Here is a 17,986-nt window from a genome sequence, read left to right on the forward strand (position 1 = left end):
GTCCACCATAAATTTTTAATAAGTGTTTATATATGAAATTTAGCAATAACTTAATGAGGCCTGACGCAATATATTTATCGTCAGACCTCTATTTTAGTTAAAAAAATATAATTTTATCCAGCATACGTGCAACTAAGTTCACTAAAGCTTTGGGCGAACTCTAGATTTTCTAATATCTCATAAGCGTGAATACATCATAGTCTTTTAATTTATCCATTCCTTTAAGGTAACTTAGCTCTATTATGAATGCACAACCTGCAACGATTCCACCTAATTCTTCTACTAGTTTAATTGTCGCTTCAATGGTTCCACCTGTTGCTAGTAAATCATCCGTAATTAATACACGTTGACCTGGTTTGATAGCATCTTTATGAATGGTTAAGATGTCTTTTCCATATTCTAGCCCATAATCTACTTTTATTACCTCTCGAGGTAATTTACCTTCTTTCCGTACTGGAGCAAATCCAATCCCCAGAGCATATGATACTGGACATCCAATAATAAATCCTCTAGCTTCCGGACCGACTACAATATCTACCTCTTTATCCATTGCATATTTAACAATATCATTTATGGCGGCCTTATAGGCATCTCCATCATTCATTAAAGGAGTAATATCCTTAAATACAATCCCTTCTTTCGGGTAATTCTGTACGATTTCTATATAATTTTTATAGTCCACTGACAACTTCCTCCTTGGTGGTTTCCAACTGTTCCATACAGTTTGTAAACCAAGTCCTTAATTCCTCATAATTTGAATAGTATAACGTTTTTTCGACTTCGATTCTTTTCAATCTATCCTTATATGATGTTGACTCGGTAAGATCTCGTTTTTCTGGGTTGGGGTTTATTTGAATAATACCATTCTCTATTTTAACAAAATCCAATTCGAAAAACACTTTTGACATAAAGATGATTCTTTCTTTACTCCAACCCTTTACATTCATAATTGCCTTTAATTCTTGTTTTAAATCTACAATCTTACGCTTTTTTATGAAGGCATAATACCAAATGAATTCTTCTCTTTTTGGAAATGAAGTTAGATAAGCACTTTCTTCGACCGAATAACATGCATAAATTATTTTTGGTTTCGTCGCCTTAACAACCTTCTTAAGGATTTCCAAGTTCGGTGGCAAATCACATATATAGAGCATATCGACTTCTTCTAAGTTCATCATTTCTTGATATTCTTCATGATAAATGGATGGGTCAATATTTAACTGTCCGTTACTTATGGCTAATATTTTTTGATTAGAGATTGGTTGAATTTGAATCTGTCTTCTACCTCTTTGATCAAATAACTGCCATGTGTCAATTTTCATATCTTGGATCAATACTTGAGCTTTTTTATTTCCATTCCATTCATTTATGCCAAGTTCCCCCACAACGGATAAAGGAGTGTTCGGCGAAATAAAATGATATAAGTGACCAAGGCCAAATCCAATACTCTCTATTTGTGAAGAATCCTTATTAAAATGAAGCTTAAGATGGTTTTTAGTACTTCCTATTTGACGAACATCAGTAGGTATATCTTTTATCTCAAAAATAGGTTTCGGATTTTTCATTCCAAATGGCGCAAGACGAGCAATTTCATAAATTAAATCTACATTTATTTCTGCAATATCTAATGTACTGCTTATTTCAATTTCTTGTTTAAAATCTTCTTCTGTTAATTCTTCTGTAATAAATGTATTTAATCTTTCATTTATAAGTTCTGTATTTTCAATCGGTAATGTCATTCCAGCAGCTTGAGCATGTCCTCCAAAATGGGTGAAAAGTTCTCTAACCTTCATACAATGGGTAAAAAGATCAAATGCTGGTATACTTCTTGCAGATCCCTTTGCTACTTGTAATTCAGGCTTAATTGTTAGAACAATAGCAGGTCGATCATATTTCCTTACTAATTTAGAAGCAACAATCCCTAGTACTCCTTCGTTCCAACCTTCTTTTGCAACAACCACTACCCCATTGATATCTTGAATAATTTCTTCGGCTTCTTTCACGATTTCATTAACAATTCTTTGTCTTCTTTCATTAAGACTTTGGATTTCTTGTGCAATCTCCATTGCTTCTACTAGATCATCTGACATTAAAAGCTGTACAGCTAAGTCCGCATCCTGTAATCTACCAACAGCATTCAGTCTCGGTCCTATTGAAAAGCCAACATCCTCTTCTGTGACATTTCCCTCAATTTTGCTTACGTTTTTTAAAGCTTGGATTCCAACATTTTTGGATATCGTTAATGCATGCAAACCAAAATAGGCAAAAATCCTATTTTCATCAACTAGCGGCACTAAGTCCGCTATCGTTCCAATTGCAACAAATTCAAGCAAATGTTTAGGAAAATATCCTAATAAACTTTCAGCAAATTTAAAAGCCACCCCGACTCCCGCAAGCTCTTTAAAAGGGTAATTGGGAGAACATTTAGGATGGATAATAGCAAATGCTTCTGGTAATTCTTCTTGAATCTCATGGTGATCAGTAATTATTAAATCAATCCCCAATTCCTTAGCAACAAAGGCCTCATATACTGCTGCAATACCTGTATCCACAGTAATAATCACCGAGAATCCTTCTTCATGCGCCTTTACAAATGCATCTTCATTAGGCCCATAACCTTCAGTAAAACGATTTGGTATATAAAAATCACAATCTGCACCAAGCTCTTGCAAAGTTTTTAACATGACAGTCGTTGAACTAACACCGTCTGCATCATAATCACCAAAAACTAGTATTTTTTCCTTATTATAAATAGCATCATGAACTCGTTGGGTCGCTTTCTCAATAGAATCTAACCATTCAGCGCTATGTAAATTATTTAAATCAGGCGATAAAAATCGATTAACTTCCTCTTTTGTTGTTATTCCTCTTTGTCCTAACATCTTTCTCAGAACCGGAGATAGGTCAGTGAATTCGTCCATGGACGGTACTGCTTTATCTTCCATTTCTACATATTTCCACTTTGATCTATTTTGTAACATACATTCACCCCTGACCAAACTATTATACTAGAGTGTGGTAGGGGTAGCAAACTAGAATTTTTTCACCGGTCTATTTCTGTTTCATCCAATTCAATATCCTTCTTTACTAGACCATTTTCTTTTAGGATCGTTTCCATACGAACGTTCTCTTTCTTTAATCGTTTTAGTTCTTTTTGGATTTTAAACATTTTGAGTGCACCAACTGTTGCTGTTATTAGTCCGCCCATTAGTACTGAAAATAAGATGACCAATATTAATGGGGAGAAACCTGACCAAAATAAGTAATTAACTTCTACTGGTTCAACATTCATGATGGCAAATACTGCAACAATAATTGTAAAAATAAGTGCTAATAGAACATAGGATTGTCCCTTCATTTTATTCCTCCTTATGGATTATATGGACTGTAACTTTAATTTACCCTTTTTTAAAAAATCAAACCCACATTGCAGGTAGCAACATGGGTTTTTAATGAAATGTATTTATACTTGTGGACCATCCACACGTTTTTTCTTTCTAAAATCGAGTGGGCGAGTCTTAATTGATTTACCGCGCCATACTAGCCATAACTGAGCTGCTAGGAATAGCGATGAATAGGTTCCTGCTAATAGTCCTACTGCTAATGCAATAGCAAAAGTAGTAATAGATTGAGCTCCAAGGAATAGAAAGGCTAAAACAGCTATAAAAGTTGTTAAAAATGTATTTATACTTCTAGTAAAAGATTGTATAAAGCTTCTATTTACAATAGTAGCTAATTCTTTAAAAGATTTAACTTGTTTTCTTGCTCGAATATTTTCTCTAATTCGATCAAAGATAACAATCGTATTATTAATCGAATAACCTACAATTGTAAGAATAGCAGACACAATTGTTATATCAAATTCTATCTGTGTTAGGCTAAAGACCGCTAGCATAATAAATACGTCATGTAACAAAGCAATTAGAGCCGTTATCGCAAAGAACAGCTCAAAACGAATTGTAACATAAAGAATAATAAAGAGAGATGCTAAGGCAACTGCAAAAATGGCATTTTTCACTAACTCTTGTCCAACAATAGGAGAAACTACACTAATGGTTGGTTCTTTACCATATTGATTGATAAAGTATTTTTGTACTTCGTTTACTTCGTTTTCCGATAGCACATTATCAAATCTTGATACTGCAGTTTTTCCATTATCCCCGGATATTACAGTTGATATTGGATTTAAGCCGAGCTCTTCAAATCCTTTTTCGACATCTTCTACGTTTAAATTAGTTTCTGAAACTACCTCTATTCTAGTACCACTTGTAAAATCAATACCAGGATTAATTTGGAAGATGATAAATGAGACAATCCCTATAATGACGGTAATCGCAGAAAAGATAAAGAATTTCTTTCTGTGTTTAACAACATTAATATTCCGATTAAATAATTTTGGTTCCTCTTGTGAAGAACTTGTTATATCCTTAATTTCACTTTCTTTAACCGCCAACCAAGTCTTCCGTTTAGTTAAGAAACCACTATCAACCCAAAATCCTAATAGAAGTCTTGTACCAAAAACAGCAGTTAGAAAACTAACAAGAATACTGATCATTAACATGGTTGCAAAGCCTTTTACAGAACTACTTCCAAATATAAATAAGACTACGGCCGCAATTAAGGTTGTTAAGTTTGCATCAAAAATAGTAATAAAAGAGTTTTTGGTTCCTGCCTTAAATGATGCTTTAACAGATTTTCCTAGACGCAATTCTTCTTTTATTCTTTCGAACGTAATAACATTCGCATCAACTACCATTCCAATACCTAAAATGAGGGCCGCAATACCAGAGAGTGTTAATACGCCATTCATTAATTCGAACACAACTATTACAATATATGTGTAAATAAGAAGATTAATCGATGCTATAATACCTGCAAATCGATATACTGCAATTAAAAACAATATAATAATCGCTACTGCAATAATTCCACTATATACTGTTTCGTTTAAGGCTTGCTCACCGAATTGGGCTCCAACTGAGTTAGAATAAACTTCAGTCATATGTACTGGTAAAGATCCGGAGTTAATTACGTCTGCCAATTGTTTAGCAGATTCTACTGTAAAGTCTCCACTAATCATGACATCCGTAGTATTTAGTGTTTCTTTTACACTAGGTGCAGAAATGTACTTAGGATCTTCTTTACCGAATTCATTACTAAATGAATCCCCTTTTTCGTAATCCATCCAAATAACTAATAAATTATCAGGATATGGTGTTTCTGGGTCATTCATGTTCTTTATTTGGGTTGTTACATCGGCAAATTTTTTAGCATCTTTTAATTTCAAAGAAACGATGGGAGCATTAGTATTAGGATCAAAATCTTGGGAAGCACTGCCTTCTTTAATATCCGTTCCACTTAATAATTCATTATCATTTACATCACGAAAAGATAATTGGGCAGATGTTCCTATGAGTTCCCTTGCTTGTTTCTGATTTTCAACACCAGCAAGCTGTACCCGAATTCTATTTTCCCCTTCTATGTCAATGACAGATTCACTTATCCCCAATCTATTCACTCGATCATTGAGTGTCTGTACAGTACCTTCTAACAAACTTCTTGTTACTTCTTGGGATGAATCTACTGGTTCCACTTCATAGAGAATTTCAAAACCACCTTGGAGATCAAGCCCCAAATTAACATCTTTTGTTACTCCTGTGATCGTTGTTCCAATCGTTATCGCAAAAAGTAAGACGATTAGAAAAAAGGCAACGATTCTGCCTCTCTTTTTCATGGATTTATTGCCTCCTATAGTTTAAAGTCGTGTTCAAAAAGGAGGATGAAAAGTACCGAGGTCGGCTAAATGTTGGAACGACCTGGGACTACGATTGCTCGTCCCACCGTAAAGATTTGTTGCAACGCCGTCACTATTGCCAACTAAAGTGTCATTTTCACCGGTCTTTTTGAACAATCCTTTCAATTACTTACTATTTTTCTTTAGTTGCCCCTGTTAAAGCAGCGATGGAAGCCATTAAATCATCATTTTCATATGATTTAACCGTCAAATAGCTTAAATAAACATTCGATCCTAAATGAAGAATATCTTGTATCAATTCATGAATGCGTTTGTTAGGATTTCCCTTCCAAACCTTTGTCACTAAACAATTCCATACATCTTCAGCCGTTACTTGTGAATAGCCCATCGCTTGAAATTCATAAGCTTTACTTTCTAATATTGGCTTCACTTGCTCTTTCCATTCATTTACAGCATGTATTGCTTCCAATTCTTCCCCTCCTGTTATACGGAGATTTTTAGTGTCATGCTTGCCCACTGCTCTAGCATATACATTATTGTATATGAATTTTTATTTTTTGAGAAGGCGGGTCGACAAAAAATGACCAAACAAACATTTTTACAAGGTGCCCTTATTTTAATACTAGCTGGAATGATTACACGATTTTTAGGATTTATCAATCGAATTGTAATGGCTAGATTAATGGGTGAAGAAGGTATCGGTTTATATATGATGGCTTTACCCACTTTATTTTTAGTTATGACGTTAACACAATTAGGTCTACCTGTTGCCATTTCGAAACGTGTCGCAGAAGCAGATGCGATTGGTGACCATAAAAAAATAAAACGTATTTTAGTCGTATCTTTAGTGATAACAGGTGTTACAAGTATATTATTTACAATTGTTATGATTATCGGTGCACCTTTTATAGCAAAAACTTTATTAACGGACGAGCGTACCATGTTACCTCTAATTGCAATCAGTCCAATTGTACCAATTACTGCTATTTCTGCTGTACTTAGAGGGTATTTTCAAGGAAAACAAAATATGAAACCACAGAGCTTTGCCCAAGTAATTGAACAGATTGTACGAATTACATGTGTTGCTTTATTTATTAACCTTCTACTTCCTTTTGGCGTAGAGTACGCAGCAGCTGGAGCTATGATTAGTGTAATCTTAGGAGAATTTATCTCCATGTTATACATGATTGGAAGCTTTAAACGCAGAAAGGTAGTTAAAATTCGGACAAACTTCTTTTCATACTTGAAATCAAGTAAAGATACGTTAAAAGAATTGTTTTCAATCGCACTTCCAAGTACAGGTAGTAAAATGATTGGTTCTATTTCTAATTTTCTTGAACCCATTTTAGTTGCCCAAAGTCTTGCCATTGCAGGTGTAGCAACAACTTTAGCAACCAAACAATATGGTGAGCTAACAGGGTATGTTTTGCCATTATTATTTTTGCCAACTTTTATTACTCATTCATTAGCAATCGCTCTCGTACCAAACATATCAGAAGCGGAAGCGAGAAATAATCAAAAATTAATCCATTACCGTATCCATCAATCGATCCGTATTTCTTTTGCTTCTGGTGCCATTGCAACTGTCATTCTTACATTATTCTCTGTACAAATATTATCTTATATGTATGGTACAGCAAATGCCAGTACATTTATAATGCTTATGGCACCCTTTTATATATTATTGTATATCCAATCTCCTTTACAAGCGGCCTTACAAGCATTGGATCTTGCTAAACCTGCCATGTGGAATAGTTTAATTGGAGCTACTGTAAAATTTGCGGTTTTACTTGTATTAGCTTCCAACCCTAATTTTGGAATAATGGGTGTTGCTATCGCAATGTGTGTTGGCGTTGTACTAATTACACTATTACATCTTATTACCTTACAAAAAGCGATAAATTATTATATACCTTTTAAAGATTTAAGTAAAATGATTCTATTGATGGTATTAACGTGGGTTGTTGGTGATTTTATGAAAAACATATATGAATCACTCAATTCCAATATTATTACCTTCATGACTGTTCTTATTATACTTGTTCTAGTATACATCCTATTTTTATTCATTTTACGCTTTCTAACTAAGGAAGAGTTAAAGCAAATTCCCTTCCTCCAAAAATGGTTTTAAAAGTTTTGCAGTACATCCATAAAAATTGTACTGCTTTTTCTTTTTTATATAATTTTCTTCTAATTCTATATCAACATGAATATGATTACTATAGAGATGGACAAAGGCGCAAGCGCCCGCTTAGTGACGTATAGACTGGACTGAGCCGTAGGAGATAAAGGAAACACGGTGAGCGTAAGCGAGCCGATGTTGACTTATCGTACGGAGGTGAAGGAAGTCTACTAGTCACTGGGCGCTGGAGCCGGACGTGGCTATTTCTGTATCTAAGTTAGTCACAGCCATACAAAATTTATAATTTCCTAGACAAGGACAAAGGTTAAGGAGGAGAATGAATGCGTAAACAATTATTCCATGCACTGTTATTTGGCTGGATTACAGTATTAGGTTTAATTCTTATTTCTAGCGTTATCATTGCATTTTTACTTAAAGTAACGTCCTTAGATGAAAATTTACTATCTTGGATTGCTCTAGTGATTGGTATTCTATCTCTATTTATAGGAGGCCTAATTACGGGGTTAAAAGGAAAAGCAAAAGGTTGGATCGTCGGTGCTATTACAGGGATTGGATTTACTGTTTTTACGTTTCTAGTTCAGTATTTAGGTTATCAGCAAGGGTTTTCCATGGAACAATCCCTACATCACATCGGGTTCATTTTCGCCGCTGTAATCGGTGGAGTCATCGGGGTTAACATTATTGGGGATACGAGTGAATAAATGGTCAAAGGCGCTGGAGCCGGACGTGGCTATTCCTGTATCTGAGTTAGCCACAGCCATACAAATTTTATAATTTCATAGACAAGGACAAAAAGAAGCTGTCGTATAAACGATGACAGCTTCTTTTTATTGACTATGTATATTTCAAACTTAGCCTTGTTTTACTTCACGAATCGCTGAACGATCGTACGTAAGTTTTGTACCATTTTCGGTGATTAAAACAACCGTCTCTTCATCTAAACCATGAACTTTAGCATGTAAACCACCAATAGTTACTACGTCATCACCTTTTTGGATGTTATTTTGCATCTCTTGAACTTTCTTCTGCCTTTTTTGTTGAGGCCGAATTAATAGGAAGTAGAAAATAACAAACATTAAAATAATAGGTAATAATGAAACTAACATTTCCATAATTATATCCCTCCTTCATTAATATATTTTTAAAGAGGTTGTTCAAAAAGTCCAGTGAAAATGACACGTCGGCATACCACTACAAAGGGGCAGCATTGCAACAAATGTCTACGGAGGGGCAAGTAATCGGAGCCCAAGGACATTATCGCATTTAGCCGATCTCGGTCCTTTTCATCCTCATTTTTGAACACACACTTAAAAGTTCTTTGCATCTGGCTTATTAAAGCCATATTGTTCAAAGAATTCTTCTCTAAAATCTCCAAGTCGATCTTCACTTATCGCAAATCGTACTTGCTCCATTAATTTTAACAGAAAATAGAGGTTATGATAAGTCGTAAGTCTAAAACCAAATGTTTCATTACATTTTACTAAATGACGAATATAAGCACGGGAATAATTTTTACATACATGACAATCACAATTTTCATCAATTGGTCGGAAATCTCTAGCATACTTCGCATTCCGAACCACTAATCTACCAGTTGAAGTCATACATGTCCCATTACGAGCAATTCTTGTTGGCAATACACAGTCAAACATATCTACTCCACGTATCGCCCCATCAATTAAAGAATCTGGAGACCCTACTCCCATTAGATAACGTGGTTTATTCGCCGGTAATAACGGTGTTGTAAACTCTAAAACGCGATTCATCACATCTTTTGGTTCCCCAACAGATAATCCACCTATTGCATAACCAGGGAAATCTAAAGAGATTAAATCATTTGCACTTTGTTTTCTTAAATCTTCAAATTCTCCACCTTGTACAATACCAAATAGTCCTTGTACATCTTTTCGTTTATGTGCCTCTAAACATCTTTCTGCCCATCTTGAAGTTCTTTCTACAGATGATTTCATATATTCATGGGTGGCTGGATATGGTGGACATTCATCAAAAGCCATCATAATATCTGATCCTAAGGCGTTCTGAATTTCCATTGCTTTTTCGGGTGAAAGGAATAATTTTTCGCCATTCAAATGATTACGGAAATGTACACCTTCTTCTTTAATTTCCCTCATGTCACTTAAGCTAAAAACTTGGAATCCACCTGAATCCGTTAAAATAGCACCATCCCAGTTCATAAATTTATGAAGTCCACCTGCTTCGCGAATAATATCTTCACCAGGTCTTAACCACAAATGATACGTATTGGAAAGTATGATATTTGCATTCATACTCTCCAATTCTTCTGGGCTCATTGTTTTTACAGTAGCTAACGTTCCTACTGGCATAAACGTAGGTGTATCAAACGATCCATGGGGTGTATGAACTCGCCCAAGTCTTGCCCCAGTTTGCTTATCTATTTTAATTAATTCATATGTTATTGGTGTCAATTTCATACGTCCTTTACTTCCTCTTTTTTTAACACTTACTATAAGATTAACATTGCATCCCCAAAACTAAAGAAACGATAACGTTCTTCTACCGCTTCATTATATGCTCTTAGAATGGTATCCTTATCAACTAGTGCACTGACAAGCATAATAAGTGTTGATTTAGGTAAATGGAAATTCGTAATTAATCCATCAATTGCTTTAAATTCGTATGGAGGATATATGAAAATATCAGTCCATCCACTTGTTTCAACAAATTTATCATGGTCTCTTCGTATCGTTTCCAGTGTTCTTGTAGAAGTTGTTCCAACAGAAATAATTCTTCCACCATTTTCTTTAACTTTATTTAACGTATCTGCTGTTTCCTTTGTCATCTGATAAAATTCGGAATGCATCTCATGTTCCTCTATTTTATCAACACTAACTGGTCTGAATGTACCTAATCCTACATGCAACGTAATAAAAGCGATTGTAACTCCCATCTCTTTTATTTCATTTAATAATTCGGAAGTGAAATGTAATCCTGCTGTTGGAGCTGCAGCCGATCCTTCCTCTTTTGCATATACCGTTTGATATCGATCCTTATCTTCTTCTGGTAATTGTTCTTTAATATACGGAGGTAATGGCATTTCACCAAGTTGATCCAAAACTTCATAAAAAATTCCATCATAACTAAATTCTAATATTCTTCCACCATGTTCCTTAAAGCCCACACAGGTCGCTTGAAGTAATCCATCTCCAAAAACCAAGACAGTCCCTTTTTTCACCTTTTTGGCTGGTTTGGTAAGAACTTCCCATGTATCTTCTTCTTTTTGGTGTAGTAATAAGACTTCGATTTTTGCCCCTGTGTTTTCTTTTATACCGTATAATCTTGCCGGAAGTACTTTTGTATTATTAAGTACGAGGCAATCTCCTGGTTTCAGATATTTTTTAATATCTGAAAAATGTTCATGTTTCACATTCTTCGTTTGTCTATCTAATACTAATAGGCGCGATGAAGTTCGATCTTTTAAAGGTGTTTGTGCAATTAATTCTTCTGGTAAATGATAATCAAAATCTTCTATGTTCATGCTAAAACTCCTTACTCTTGTTGATTTATCACAATTTCTTATCGAAAGCGGCCTATTATTGAGAATATTATCGTTAATATAATACTTATAACAATGGATGTTACAATCGGAAAATAAAAGGAAACATTCCCGACTTTAAAATGAATATCACCGGGTAATCTGCCAATAAAGGTCCATATGATGCCGATAACTAGGAAAATAATACCGAGTATAATAAAGAGTTTTCCCAAATTCACTTATCCTCATGCCCTTTCATACCAAAATGTTGATAAGCTTTATCTGTAACTACTCTTCCTCTTGGTGTCCGTTGGATAAATCCAAGTTGCAATAAATATGGTTCATACACATCTTCAATGGTCTGTGACTCTTCCCCAATTGTCGCCGCTATTGTATCTAGTCCCACTGGTCCACCCCGAAATCCTTCTATGATACCCTTTAGTAATTTATGATCGGTATGATCTAAGCCAACTTCATCCACTTGTAACATGTTTAAAGCTTGATTAGTCGTTTCTAAACTTATTTCTTCTTCCCCTTTCACCTGGGAAATATCTCGAATCCGCTTGAGCAGCCGATTTGCAATTCTAGGGGTTCCTCTAGACCGTTTAGCAACTTCGAATGCGGCTTCTTTCGTTATCGATGTTTGAAAAATTTCTGCAGTCCGTTCCACAATAGATTGTAAATGATTGGCATCATAAAATTCCAATCTAGAAAGAACCCCAAATCTATCCCTTAATGGGGCTGAAAGTAGACCCGCTCTCGTTGTTGCACCAACTAATGTAAAAGGTGGTAAGTCTATCCGAACTGATCTGGCACTAGGTCCAGTTCCTATTACAATATCTAGGAAGAAATCTTCCATAGCAGGATATAAAACCTCTTCAACCGTTCGTGGTAAACGATGAATTTCATCTATAAATAAAACATCGCCAGGCTCTAACGAAGACAAGATAGCCGCTAAATCTCCAGCTCTCTCTATAGCGGGGCCTGATGTGGAACGAAAATGAACACCCATTTCATTTGCAATAATAGCAGCTAATGTTGTTTTTCCCAATCCAGGAGGTCCATAGAGTAGCACATGATCTAACGGTTCTTCACGCATTTTTGCAGCTTTGATAAAGATTTGTAGGTTTTCTTTTACTTTATCTTGACCAATATATTGATTTAATCGTATTGGACGAAGACTTTGTTCTATGGATAAATCGTCATCTTGCATTTCACCTGCTACCATCCGTTCATCCACGTCGATTCCCCCCTGTTCTTAGCTTAGCCCTTCATTAACAATGATAATGCTTTCCGTACAGCTTCATCTACATTAAGATTAGGTTCCTTTTTAAGTTCTGGTAGAATTAATCTTATCTCTTTATCTGAGTATCCTAGGGATTTGAGTACTTCTTGTACTTCATTAATAGTTTGATAATCTACCTTAGCTTCCTCTGAATCCTGTTCTTGATCTATTCCAATAGAGAAGGATAAATTAAGTTTCCCTTTTAAATCTAAAATGATTTGTCTGGCTGTTTTCTTACCAACACCAGGAAATGTCGTTAAAAATTTATCATCTTCTTGTTCAATGGCACTTACGAACGCAGGAATATCTACTGATCCTAAAATACCTAACGCGCCTTTAGGTCCAATTCCTGACACAGAAATTAACTTAATAAATAAATATTTCTCATCTTCATTTTTAAAGCCATATAGTATTTGACTATCTTCACGAACATAATGATATGTATGAACTATTGCTTCCTTATTCATAAATGATTGAAATGAAAATGGATTGGCACAAATAATCTCATAACCAATTCCATTAACATCAATAACGACGGAATCTTCTTGTATTTTCACCATTTTACCTTTTATATAAGCTATCAATGACGTCCCCCCAACTATATTTTATCATGAATGAAATAATAGTGCGTGTTCAAAAAGGAATACTCCAGTATTTGTACATCGCACGCTGAAAAAGTGCTTTTCTTTTTCAAGGACGTGACGAAAATTAGTCGAAGGTCCTTAGAATTGTCTTTTTGAACAATGTCTAACACAATAAACTTCTATTTCTAAACTAGAAATAGAAGTTTATTGCTCAATCCGTTTCTTCTAAATTGTGATGGATATCTTGAACATCCTCATTATCTTCTAACGTTTCTATAAGAGTTTGCATTTTTTCAGCATCTTCTTCAGATACACTATTATAGGTTTGAGGAATTAATGTAACTTCACTATCCTCGATGTGATAACCTGATTCTGATAATTGATTTACAACTTCCTGAAAGTTCTCGGGTTCTGTAAATATTTCATAAGCCCCATCTTCCATTTGAATATCTTCCGCTCCCGCTTCCAGTGCGTCAAGTGTTAACTCATCTTCATCAATCTTACCATCTTCATTAGAAATAACTATATACCCTTTTCTGTCAAACATAAAGGATACACTACCAGTTTCCCCCAAGTTTCCACCATTTTTCTTAAATGCATGTCTTACTTCGGAAGCAGTACGATTTTTATTATCTGTAAGCGCATGAACGATTACCGCAACTCCACCTGGGCCATATCCTTCATACGTAATTTCTTCATAATTAGCTCCATCTAAATCTCCAGTAGCTTTTTTAATATTTCGCTCAATATTATCATTTGGCATATTATCTGCTTTCGCTTTATCGATTGCAGTTCTTAAAGCATTGTTAGTAGTTAAGTCGGCGCCACCTAACTTAGCGGCAGTGTATATATTTTTTGCATGTCGCATAAAAATTTTACCTTTTTTTGCATCTTGTGCGTTTTTTCTGCTTTGAATATTTTTCCATTTAGAATGACCAGCCATGGGGCATTCTCCTCTCTTGAAATTTCCCTATATACTATATCAAAAATTGCACATATATAAAAGCAAAACCTTTGCAAATGCAAAGGTTCTCAAGGTCGGCCACCCATACTTGGATGCTTATTCATTATTTTGTCTATCCTTCAATCTTGCATTATCATTCTTCCGTTTATCCCATTCAATATTATCTGTATAAACGACAATATCCTTTTTGGTATTTGGAACAATCTCCCTTACAGCATTTTCTACATCCATTCCGTTTGGTTTAGATTCATGGTTAAAATGTTGCTTTTTAAACATGACAGAAACAATGATGCGATCTTCTGTGGAAGCTACTTGAGCCTGCATTATTTCTTCCCGCTTCATCAATTCATTGTATATATGAACAGCTTCTTCATTTGTGTATGGGTCCGTAAAATTATCCTCCATATTAGTTTGTTCATTTAGTGGAGAACCATCTTGTTCTGGTGATAATTGATTGGTTAACCCTCTTCTTTCATTTTGCTCTTGTCGAGATTCATATCGTACTGGTGCAGTGTCGATGTTCGTATCATTATTCGAATTATCTAATGCATTATTATCACTACATCCAAGTAGCATGAGGGTTGCACCAAAAACGATGAATACTTTTCTTTTAAACATGAAACAACCTCCCTTACGAATAGTTTGTATCAGGGAGGTTATATTACACAGTAAAAGGTTACCAATTTTAACTTCTCTTAAATTGGGGTATTCCTACTCTCTTATGTTCAGACTGTTTATGAAGCCTCTCTATTATCTGCTTATCTTCTTCTGGTACAGACTCACCTCTTAGATAAGCATCAATACGGTCATAAGTTGTTCCCATTTCATTTTCATCCGTTTGATCTTCCCAAAGATCTGCACTAGGTGCTTTTGTTATAACTTCTTCTGGTACATTCAAATACTTCGCCATTTCCCGGACCTCTGATTTAGTGAAGTCAACAAGTGGATGTATATCTACCCCACCGTCACCATATTTGGTGAAATAACCCGTATACCATTCTGCCGCATTATCAGTACCAACAACTAAATAATTGTAATTCGTTGCAACAGTATATAATGCGCTCATACGTAATCTTGCTCTTAAGTTAGCACCTGCAATCTGATCTGATGATTCATTAAATTCATTTTTTTCGTCCAATTGATGTTTAATATGCGAATACATTACTTTGTGGGTTTCCGTTAAATCAATGGTCATGGAGTTAATTCCGCATGTTTCAATTACTTTAATCCCATCTGTCATATGCTCTGATTTTGTATAAATGGGTAGTAATACGCCTAGGGAATGTTCTGGAGCCGCTAATTTGATTAAATTTGCAACTACAGCAGAATCTATTCCACCACTAACACCTACTACGAAGCCTTTTGCACCTGTATCAATTAGTTTTTGTTTTAACCATTCGACGATTTTCTCTACATACTTTTCCAAGTTTATCCCCCTTTAGGTAAGAAACAAATCTATCTCTTTGGATAATTTTATCAAAACTACAATCTTCCAACAAATTTTTAGCATTCTTTAAAGTAATATGTACAGACATTTAATAATTATACCATATAAGGGGATAAAGAAGACTTATCGCAAGTTGATCTCCACCTTCCTTCTTTGTTTCCTAGAAGTTCGGAGTGGGTGACTTATTGCCCGTTTAAAAAATAAAGAGACGTTTTACACATAACGTCTCTTAAAAAGGTTATTATTGTTCATCCTCATCTTCTTCTCTTTGAAATGTGGAGAAATTTGGAAATGTTGGTGGGACTGGATATGAAGCAGTTGGATCTACATTTGGAAAATTAGGTGGGTTCATCATATCCATTGATTGATTTGCGTATAACATGGGCTGATAATTTGCATTCATATCATATGTTGGATAATTCTCAAATGTCGGCATTTCCTGCCCGCCACATCCACACTCATCCGGTTGTTGGTAAGCTGGTAAAGTAGTTGCAGGCATAAATGCTTCTGGCATCATCATCGGATGATGAAAGCAAGGTGGAGGACATGGAACAAAATAGCAGCAAGGCATCATCTGTGGCATTGGTTGGAATATCGGCTGTTGCATCATAGGCTGCTGTATTGGTAATTGTGGTTGAATTGGCATTTGTGGTTGAACTGGCATTTGCGGTTGAACTGGCTTCTCTTTATGATGCTCCTTAACTTCTTTTGCCTCTTTTTTTACTTTCTCTTTTTTAACCTCTTGTTTAACTTCCTGTTTAGGTTTTGCAATTTGATTAAAATTAAACTCAAAGTCTTGATCAATAATTGGCATTTGTGTAAATGGCTGCATTGGCAACTGAGGTTGTATCGGCATTACAGGTTTTACATATTCTTTTTTCTCCTTTTCATCTTCATGGATTACAGGCATTGGTTTAGGGGACATTTCCTTAAATGGCTTTTGCGTTTCTTTTGGTTTTTCTTTTGGTTTTTCTTTTACGAAGGTCTCTTTTTTAGTTTCCTTTTTCACCGCCTTCGTTGCACTAGGTATTTTAATTTTCATCCCTGGCATAATCATATCGGGACTGGCTAATTGAGAGTTTACCTGTTTTAATTCCTCAAAGTCTACCCCATATTTTTTGGATAGTTCCCACAACGTATCTCCCTTTTGAACAATGTGTATTTTCAAAACGGACCAAACTCCTTTCATTAATAGCTGGGCTAATTACTATATCAACATATGCATCAAAGTATAAAATGTTGACCCATACTATTAGAAAACTTGGGGCGTTTCCTAGGTTTTGAAGCAAATGTCCTAGTTGTCACTTATGCCGGGTAGAAAGTTTATACTTTATTCACTACACGGGAAACTTGGTGTTGCCTAAGTTTTATAAAAGAAAAACCGTTAACCATATTATTGGTCAACGGTAAGCATTATGGATTCATTTGATAAACAGGATAAGTCCCCAATATATTCACTTGGCATCCTAAGGCTTCCACTTCCTGAATGACATTTGGAATGAGAACATCATTATCTGGTTGCACGACATCAATTACAAAGAAATAGTTACCTAATCCTGTTTTAGTTGGACGTGACTCAATTTTAGATAAGTTCATTTTACGCCAAGCAAAAGCAGAAAGTATTTGATGTAAGGCCCCCGGCAAATCATCAGGCAAGGTAATAACTAGCGTCGTTTTCTCTCCTTTTTTTTCATGATTTAAGTTCAACAATTGTTTATTTTTTGTTAAGACAAAAAATCTTGTATGATTTTCTTTATAATCATGAATATTTTCTTTTAAAATCTTTAAACCATATTCCCTGGCAGCTAGTTTATTAGCAATCGCAGCAATAGGCTTATCATCTAATTTACTAACAAATTCCGCTGCTCCTCCAGTAGAGGAAGCAAAGTTGATTGTTGCATTTGGCATATTTTCATGAAGAAATTGGTGACATTGGGCGATTGCTTGATTATGTGAATGAACCTCTTTAAGATCTGAAATGTCACCTTCAAAGTTTGGATGAACAAGTAAATGCTGTTGAATTGGAAGAACCACTTCTGCTTCTACCGGTAAATTTACTTGGTGAACTAAATAATCTAAAGTTAACAGGACTGTACCTTCGATTGCGTTCTCGATAGGTACTACAGCAATATCTACTTCATTTTTTTCAACAGCATCCATACATTGTGGAATTGTCTTATAACTAATTTTTTCTTCGCCATTAAATGCTAAATCGGTTACTAATTTTGTAAATGTTCCCTTTGGACCTAAATATCCTATTGTAGTCAAAATCTCTTCCCCCTTGTTACTACCAA

At 35.1% G+C, this 17,986-nt stretch carries 18 protein-coding genes; 2 read left to right on the top strand and 16 right to left on the bottom strand.

What is annotated here, in order from left to right; genetic code table 11:
• Nucleotides 1–169: 169 nt before the first annotated feature.
• The 5 genes from ACFQ18_RS02690 to ACFQ18_RS02710 form a co-directional block, all read right to left on the bottom strand.
• Complete coding sequence (locus ACFQ18_RS02690) at nt 170–682, bottom strand: adenine phosphoribosyltransferase (protein WP_047183741.1); 513 nt, start codon at nt 680–682, stop codon at nt 170–172.
• Nucleotides 672–2,981, bottom strand: coding sequence for a single-stranded-DNA-specific exonuclease RecJ (gene recJ, locus ACFQ18_RS02695; RefSeq protein ID WP_204797686.1), 2,310 nt, complete (start codon nt 2,979–2,981; stop codon nt 672–674). The genes ACFQ18_RS02690 and recJ overlap by 11 nt, the downstream gene beginning before the upstream one ends.
• A 62-nt stretch (nt 2,982–3,043) precedes the next feature.
• Nucleotides 3,044–3,358 (bottom strand): LapA family protein, encoded by a 315-nt coding sequence (locus tag ACFQ18_RS02700; protein ID WP_047183739.1) that lies wholly within the window; start codon nt 3,356–3,358, stop codon nt 3,044–3,046.
• 105 nt (nt 3,359–3,463) lie between these two features.
• Nucleotides 3,464–5,734: a protein translocase subunit SecDF gene (secDF, locus tag ACFQ18_RS02705; RefSeq protein WP_204797687.1), complete on the bottom strand. Its 2,271-nt coding sequence runs from the start codon at nt 5,732–5,734 to the stop codon at nt 3,464–3,466.
• 193 nt (nt 5,735–5,927) lie between these two features.
• Nucleotides 5,928–6,224 (bottom strand): post-transcriptional regulator, encoded by a 297-nt coding sequence (locus tag ACFQ18_RS02710; protein WP_047183737.1) that lies wholly within the window; start codon nt 6,222–6,224, stop codon nt 5,928–5,930.
• Nucleotides 6,225–6,335: 111 nt separating this feature from the next.
• On the opposite strand from ACFQ18_RS02710, the gene spoVB reads away from it, so the two are divergent.
• Nucleotides 6,336–7,886, top strand: a complete 1,551-nt coding sequence (spoVB, locus tag ACFQ18_RS02715; protein ID WP_204797688.1) for a stage V sporulation protein B — start codon at nt 6,336–6,338, stop codon at nt 7,884–7,886.
• Between the two features lie 332 nt (nt 7,887–8,218).
• On the top strand, nt 8,219–8,599 hold the full coding sequence (locus ACFQ18_RS02720) for a TIGR04086 family membrane protein (RefSeq protein WP_047183735.1): 381 nt from the start codon (nt 8,219–8,221) through the stop codon (nt 8,597–8,599).
• Between the two features lie 150 nt (nt 8,600–8,749).
• On the opposite strand, the gene yajC is transcribed toward ACFQ18_RS02720, so the two are convergent.
• The 11 genes from yajC to pheA all read right to left on the bottom strand — a co-directional run bounded on the left by yajC (nt 8,750) and on the right by pheA (nt 17,960).
• On the bottom strand, nt 8,750–9,010 hold the full coding sequence (yajC, locus tag ACFQ18_RS02725) for a preprotein translocase subunit YajC (RefSeq protein WP_047183734.1): 261 nt from the start codon (nt 9,008–9,010) through the stop codon (nt 8,750–8,752).
• Between the two features lie 195 nt (nt 9,011–9,205).
• Nucleotides 9,206–10,351 (bottom strand): tRNA guanosine(34) transglycosylase Tgt, encoded by a 1,146-nt coding sequence (gene tgt / locus ACFQ18_RS02730; protein WP_047183733.1) that lies wholly within the window; start codon nt 10,349–10,351, stop codon nt 9,206–9,208.
• Between the two features lie 32 nt (nt 10,352–10,383).
• On the bottom strand, nt 10,384–11,415 hold the full coding sequence (queA, locus tag ACFQ18_RS02735; protein WP_204797689.1) for a tRNA preQ1(34) S-adenosylmethionine ribosyltransferase-isomerase QueA: 1,032 nt from the start codon (nt 11,413–11,415) through the stop codon (nt 10,384–10,386).
• Between the two features lie 38 nt (nt 11,416–11,453).
• Nucleotides 11,454–11,645, bottom strand: coding sequence for a DUF2905 domain-containing protein (locus ACFQ18_RS02740; protein ID WP_167542279.1), 192 nt, complete (start codon nt 11,643–11,645; stop codon nt 11,454–11,456).
• 2 nt (nt 11,646–11,647) lie between these two features.
• On the bottom strand, nt 11,648–12,652 hold the full coding sequence (ruvB, locus tag ACFQ18_RS02745; protein ID WP_047183731.1) for a Holliday junction branch migration DNA helicase RuvB: 1,005 nt from the start codon (nt 12,650–12,652) through the stop codon (nt 11,648–11,650).
• Between the two features lie 23 nt (nt 12,653–12,675).
• Nucleotides 12,676–13,281, bottom strand: a complete 606-nt coding sequence (ruvA, locus tag ACFQ18_RS02750; RefSeq protein WP_047183730.1) for a Holliday junction branch migration protein RuvA — start codon at nt 13,279–13,281, stop codon at nt 12,676–12,678.
• A gap of 211 nt (nt 13,282–13,492) precedes the next feature.
• A complete protein-coding gene (locus tag ACFQ18_RS02755) occupies nt 13,493–14,224 on the bottom strand; it encodes a YebC/PmpR family DNA-binding transcriptional regulator (RefSeq protein ID WP_047183729.1) in 732 nt (243 codons plus the stop codon).
• 117 nt (nt 14,225–14,341) lie between these two features.
• Nucleotides 14,342–14,863, bottom strand: a complete 522-nt coding sequence (locus ACFQ18_RS02760) for a YhcN/YlaJ family sporulation lipoprotein (protein WP_204797690.1) — start codon at nt 14,861–14,863, stop codon at nt 14,342–14,344.
• Nucleotides 14,864–14,930: 67 nt separating this feature from the next.
• Nucleotides 14,931–15,671, bottom strand: coding sequence for an NAD(+) synthase (nadE, locus tag ACFQ18_RS02765; RefSeq protein WP_047183727.1), 741 nt, complete (start codon nt 15,669–15,671; stop codon nt 14,931–14,933).
• Between the two features lie 262 nt (nt 15,672–15,933).
• Nucleotides 15,934–16,860, bottom strand: coding sequence for a SafA/ExsA family spore coat assembly protein (safA, locus tag ACFQ18_RS02770; RefSeq protein ID WP_204797691.1), 927 nt, complete (start codon nt 16,858–16,860; stop codon nt 15,934–15,936).
• Between the two features lie 245 nt (nt 16,861–17,105).
• The gene (pheA, locus tag ACFQ18_RS02775; RefSeq protein WP_047183726.1) at nt 17,106–17,960 is read right to left on the bottom strand and encodes a prephenate dehydratase; all 855 of its coding nucleotides are present in this window, start codon (nt 17,958–17,960) and stop codon (nt 17,106–17,108) included.
• Nucleotides 17,961–17,986: the final 26 nt, after the last annotated feature.

Source organism: Oceanobacillus caeni (genome assembly GCF_042678465.1).
In the GTDB taxonomy this organism is placed as follows: Bacteria; Bacillota; Bacilli; order Bacillales; family Amphibacillaceae; genus Oceanobacillus; species Oceanobacillus caeni.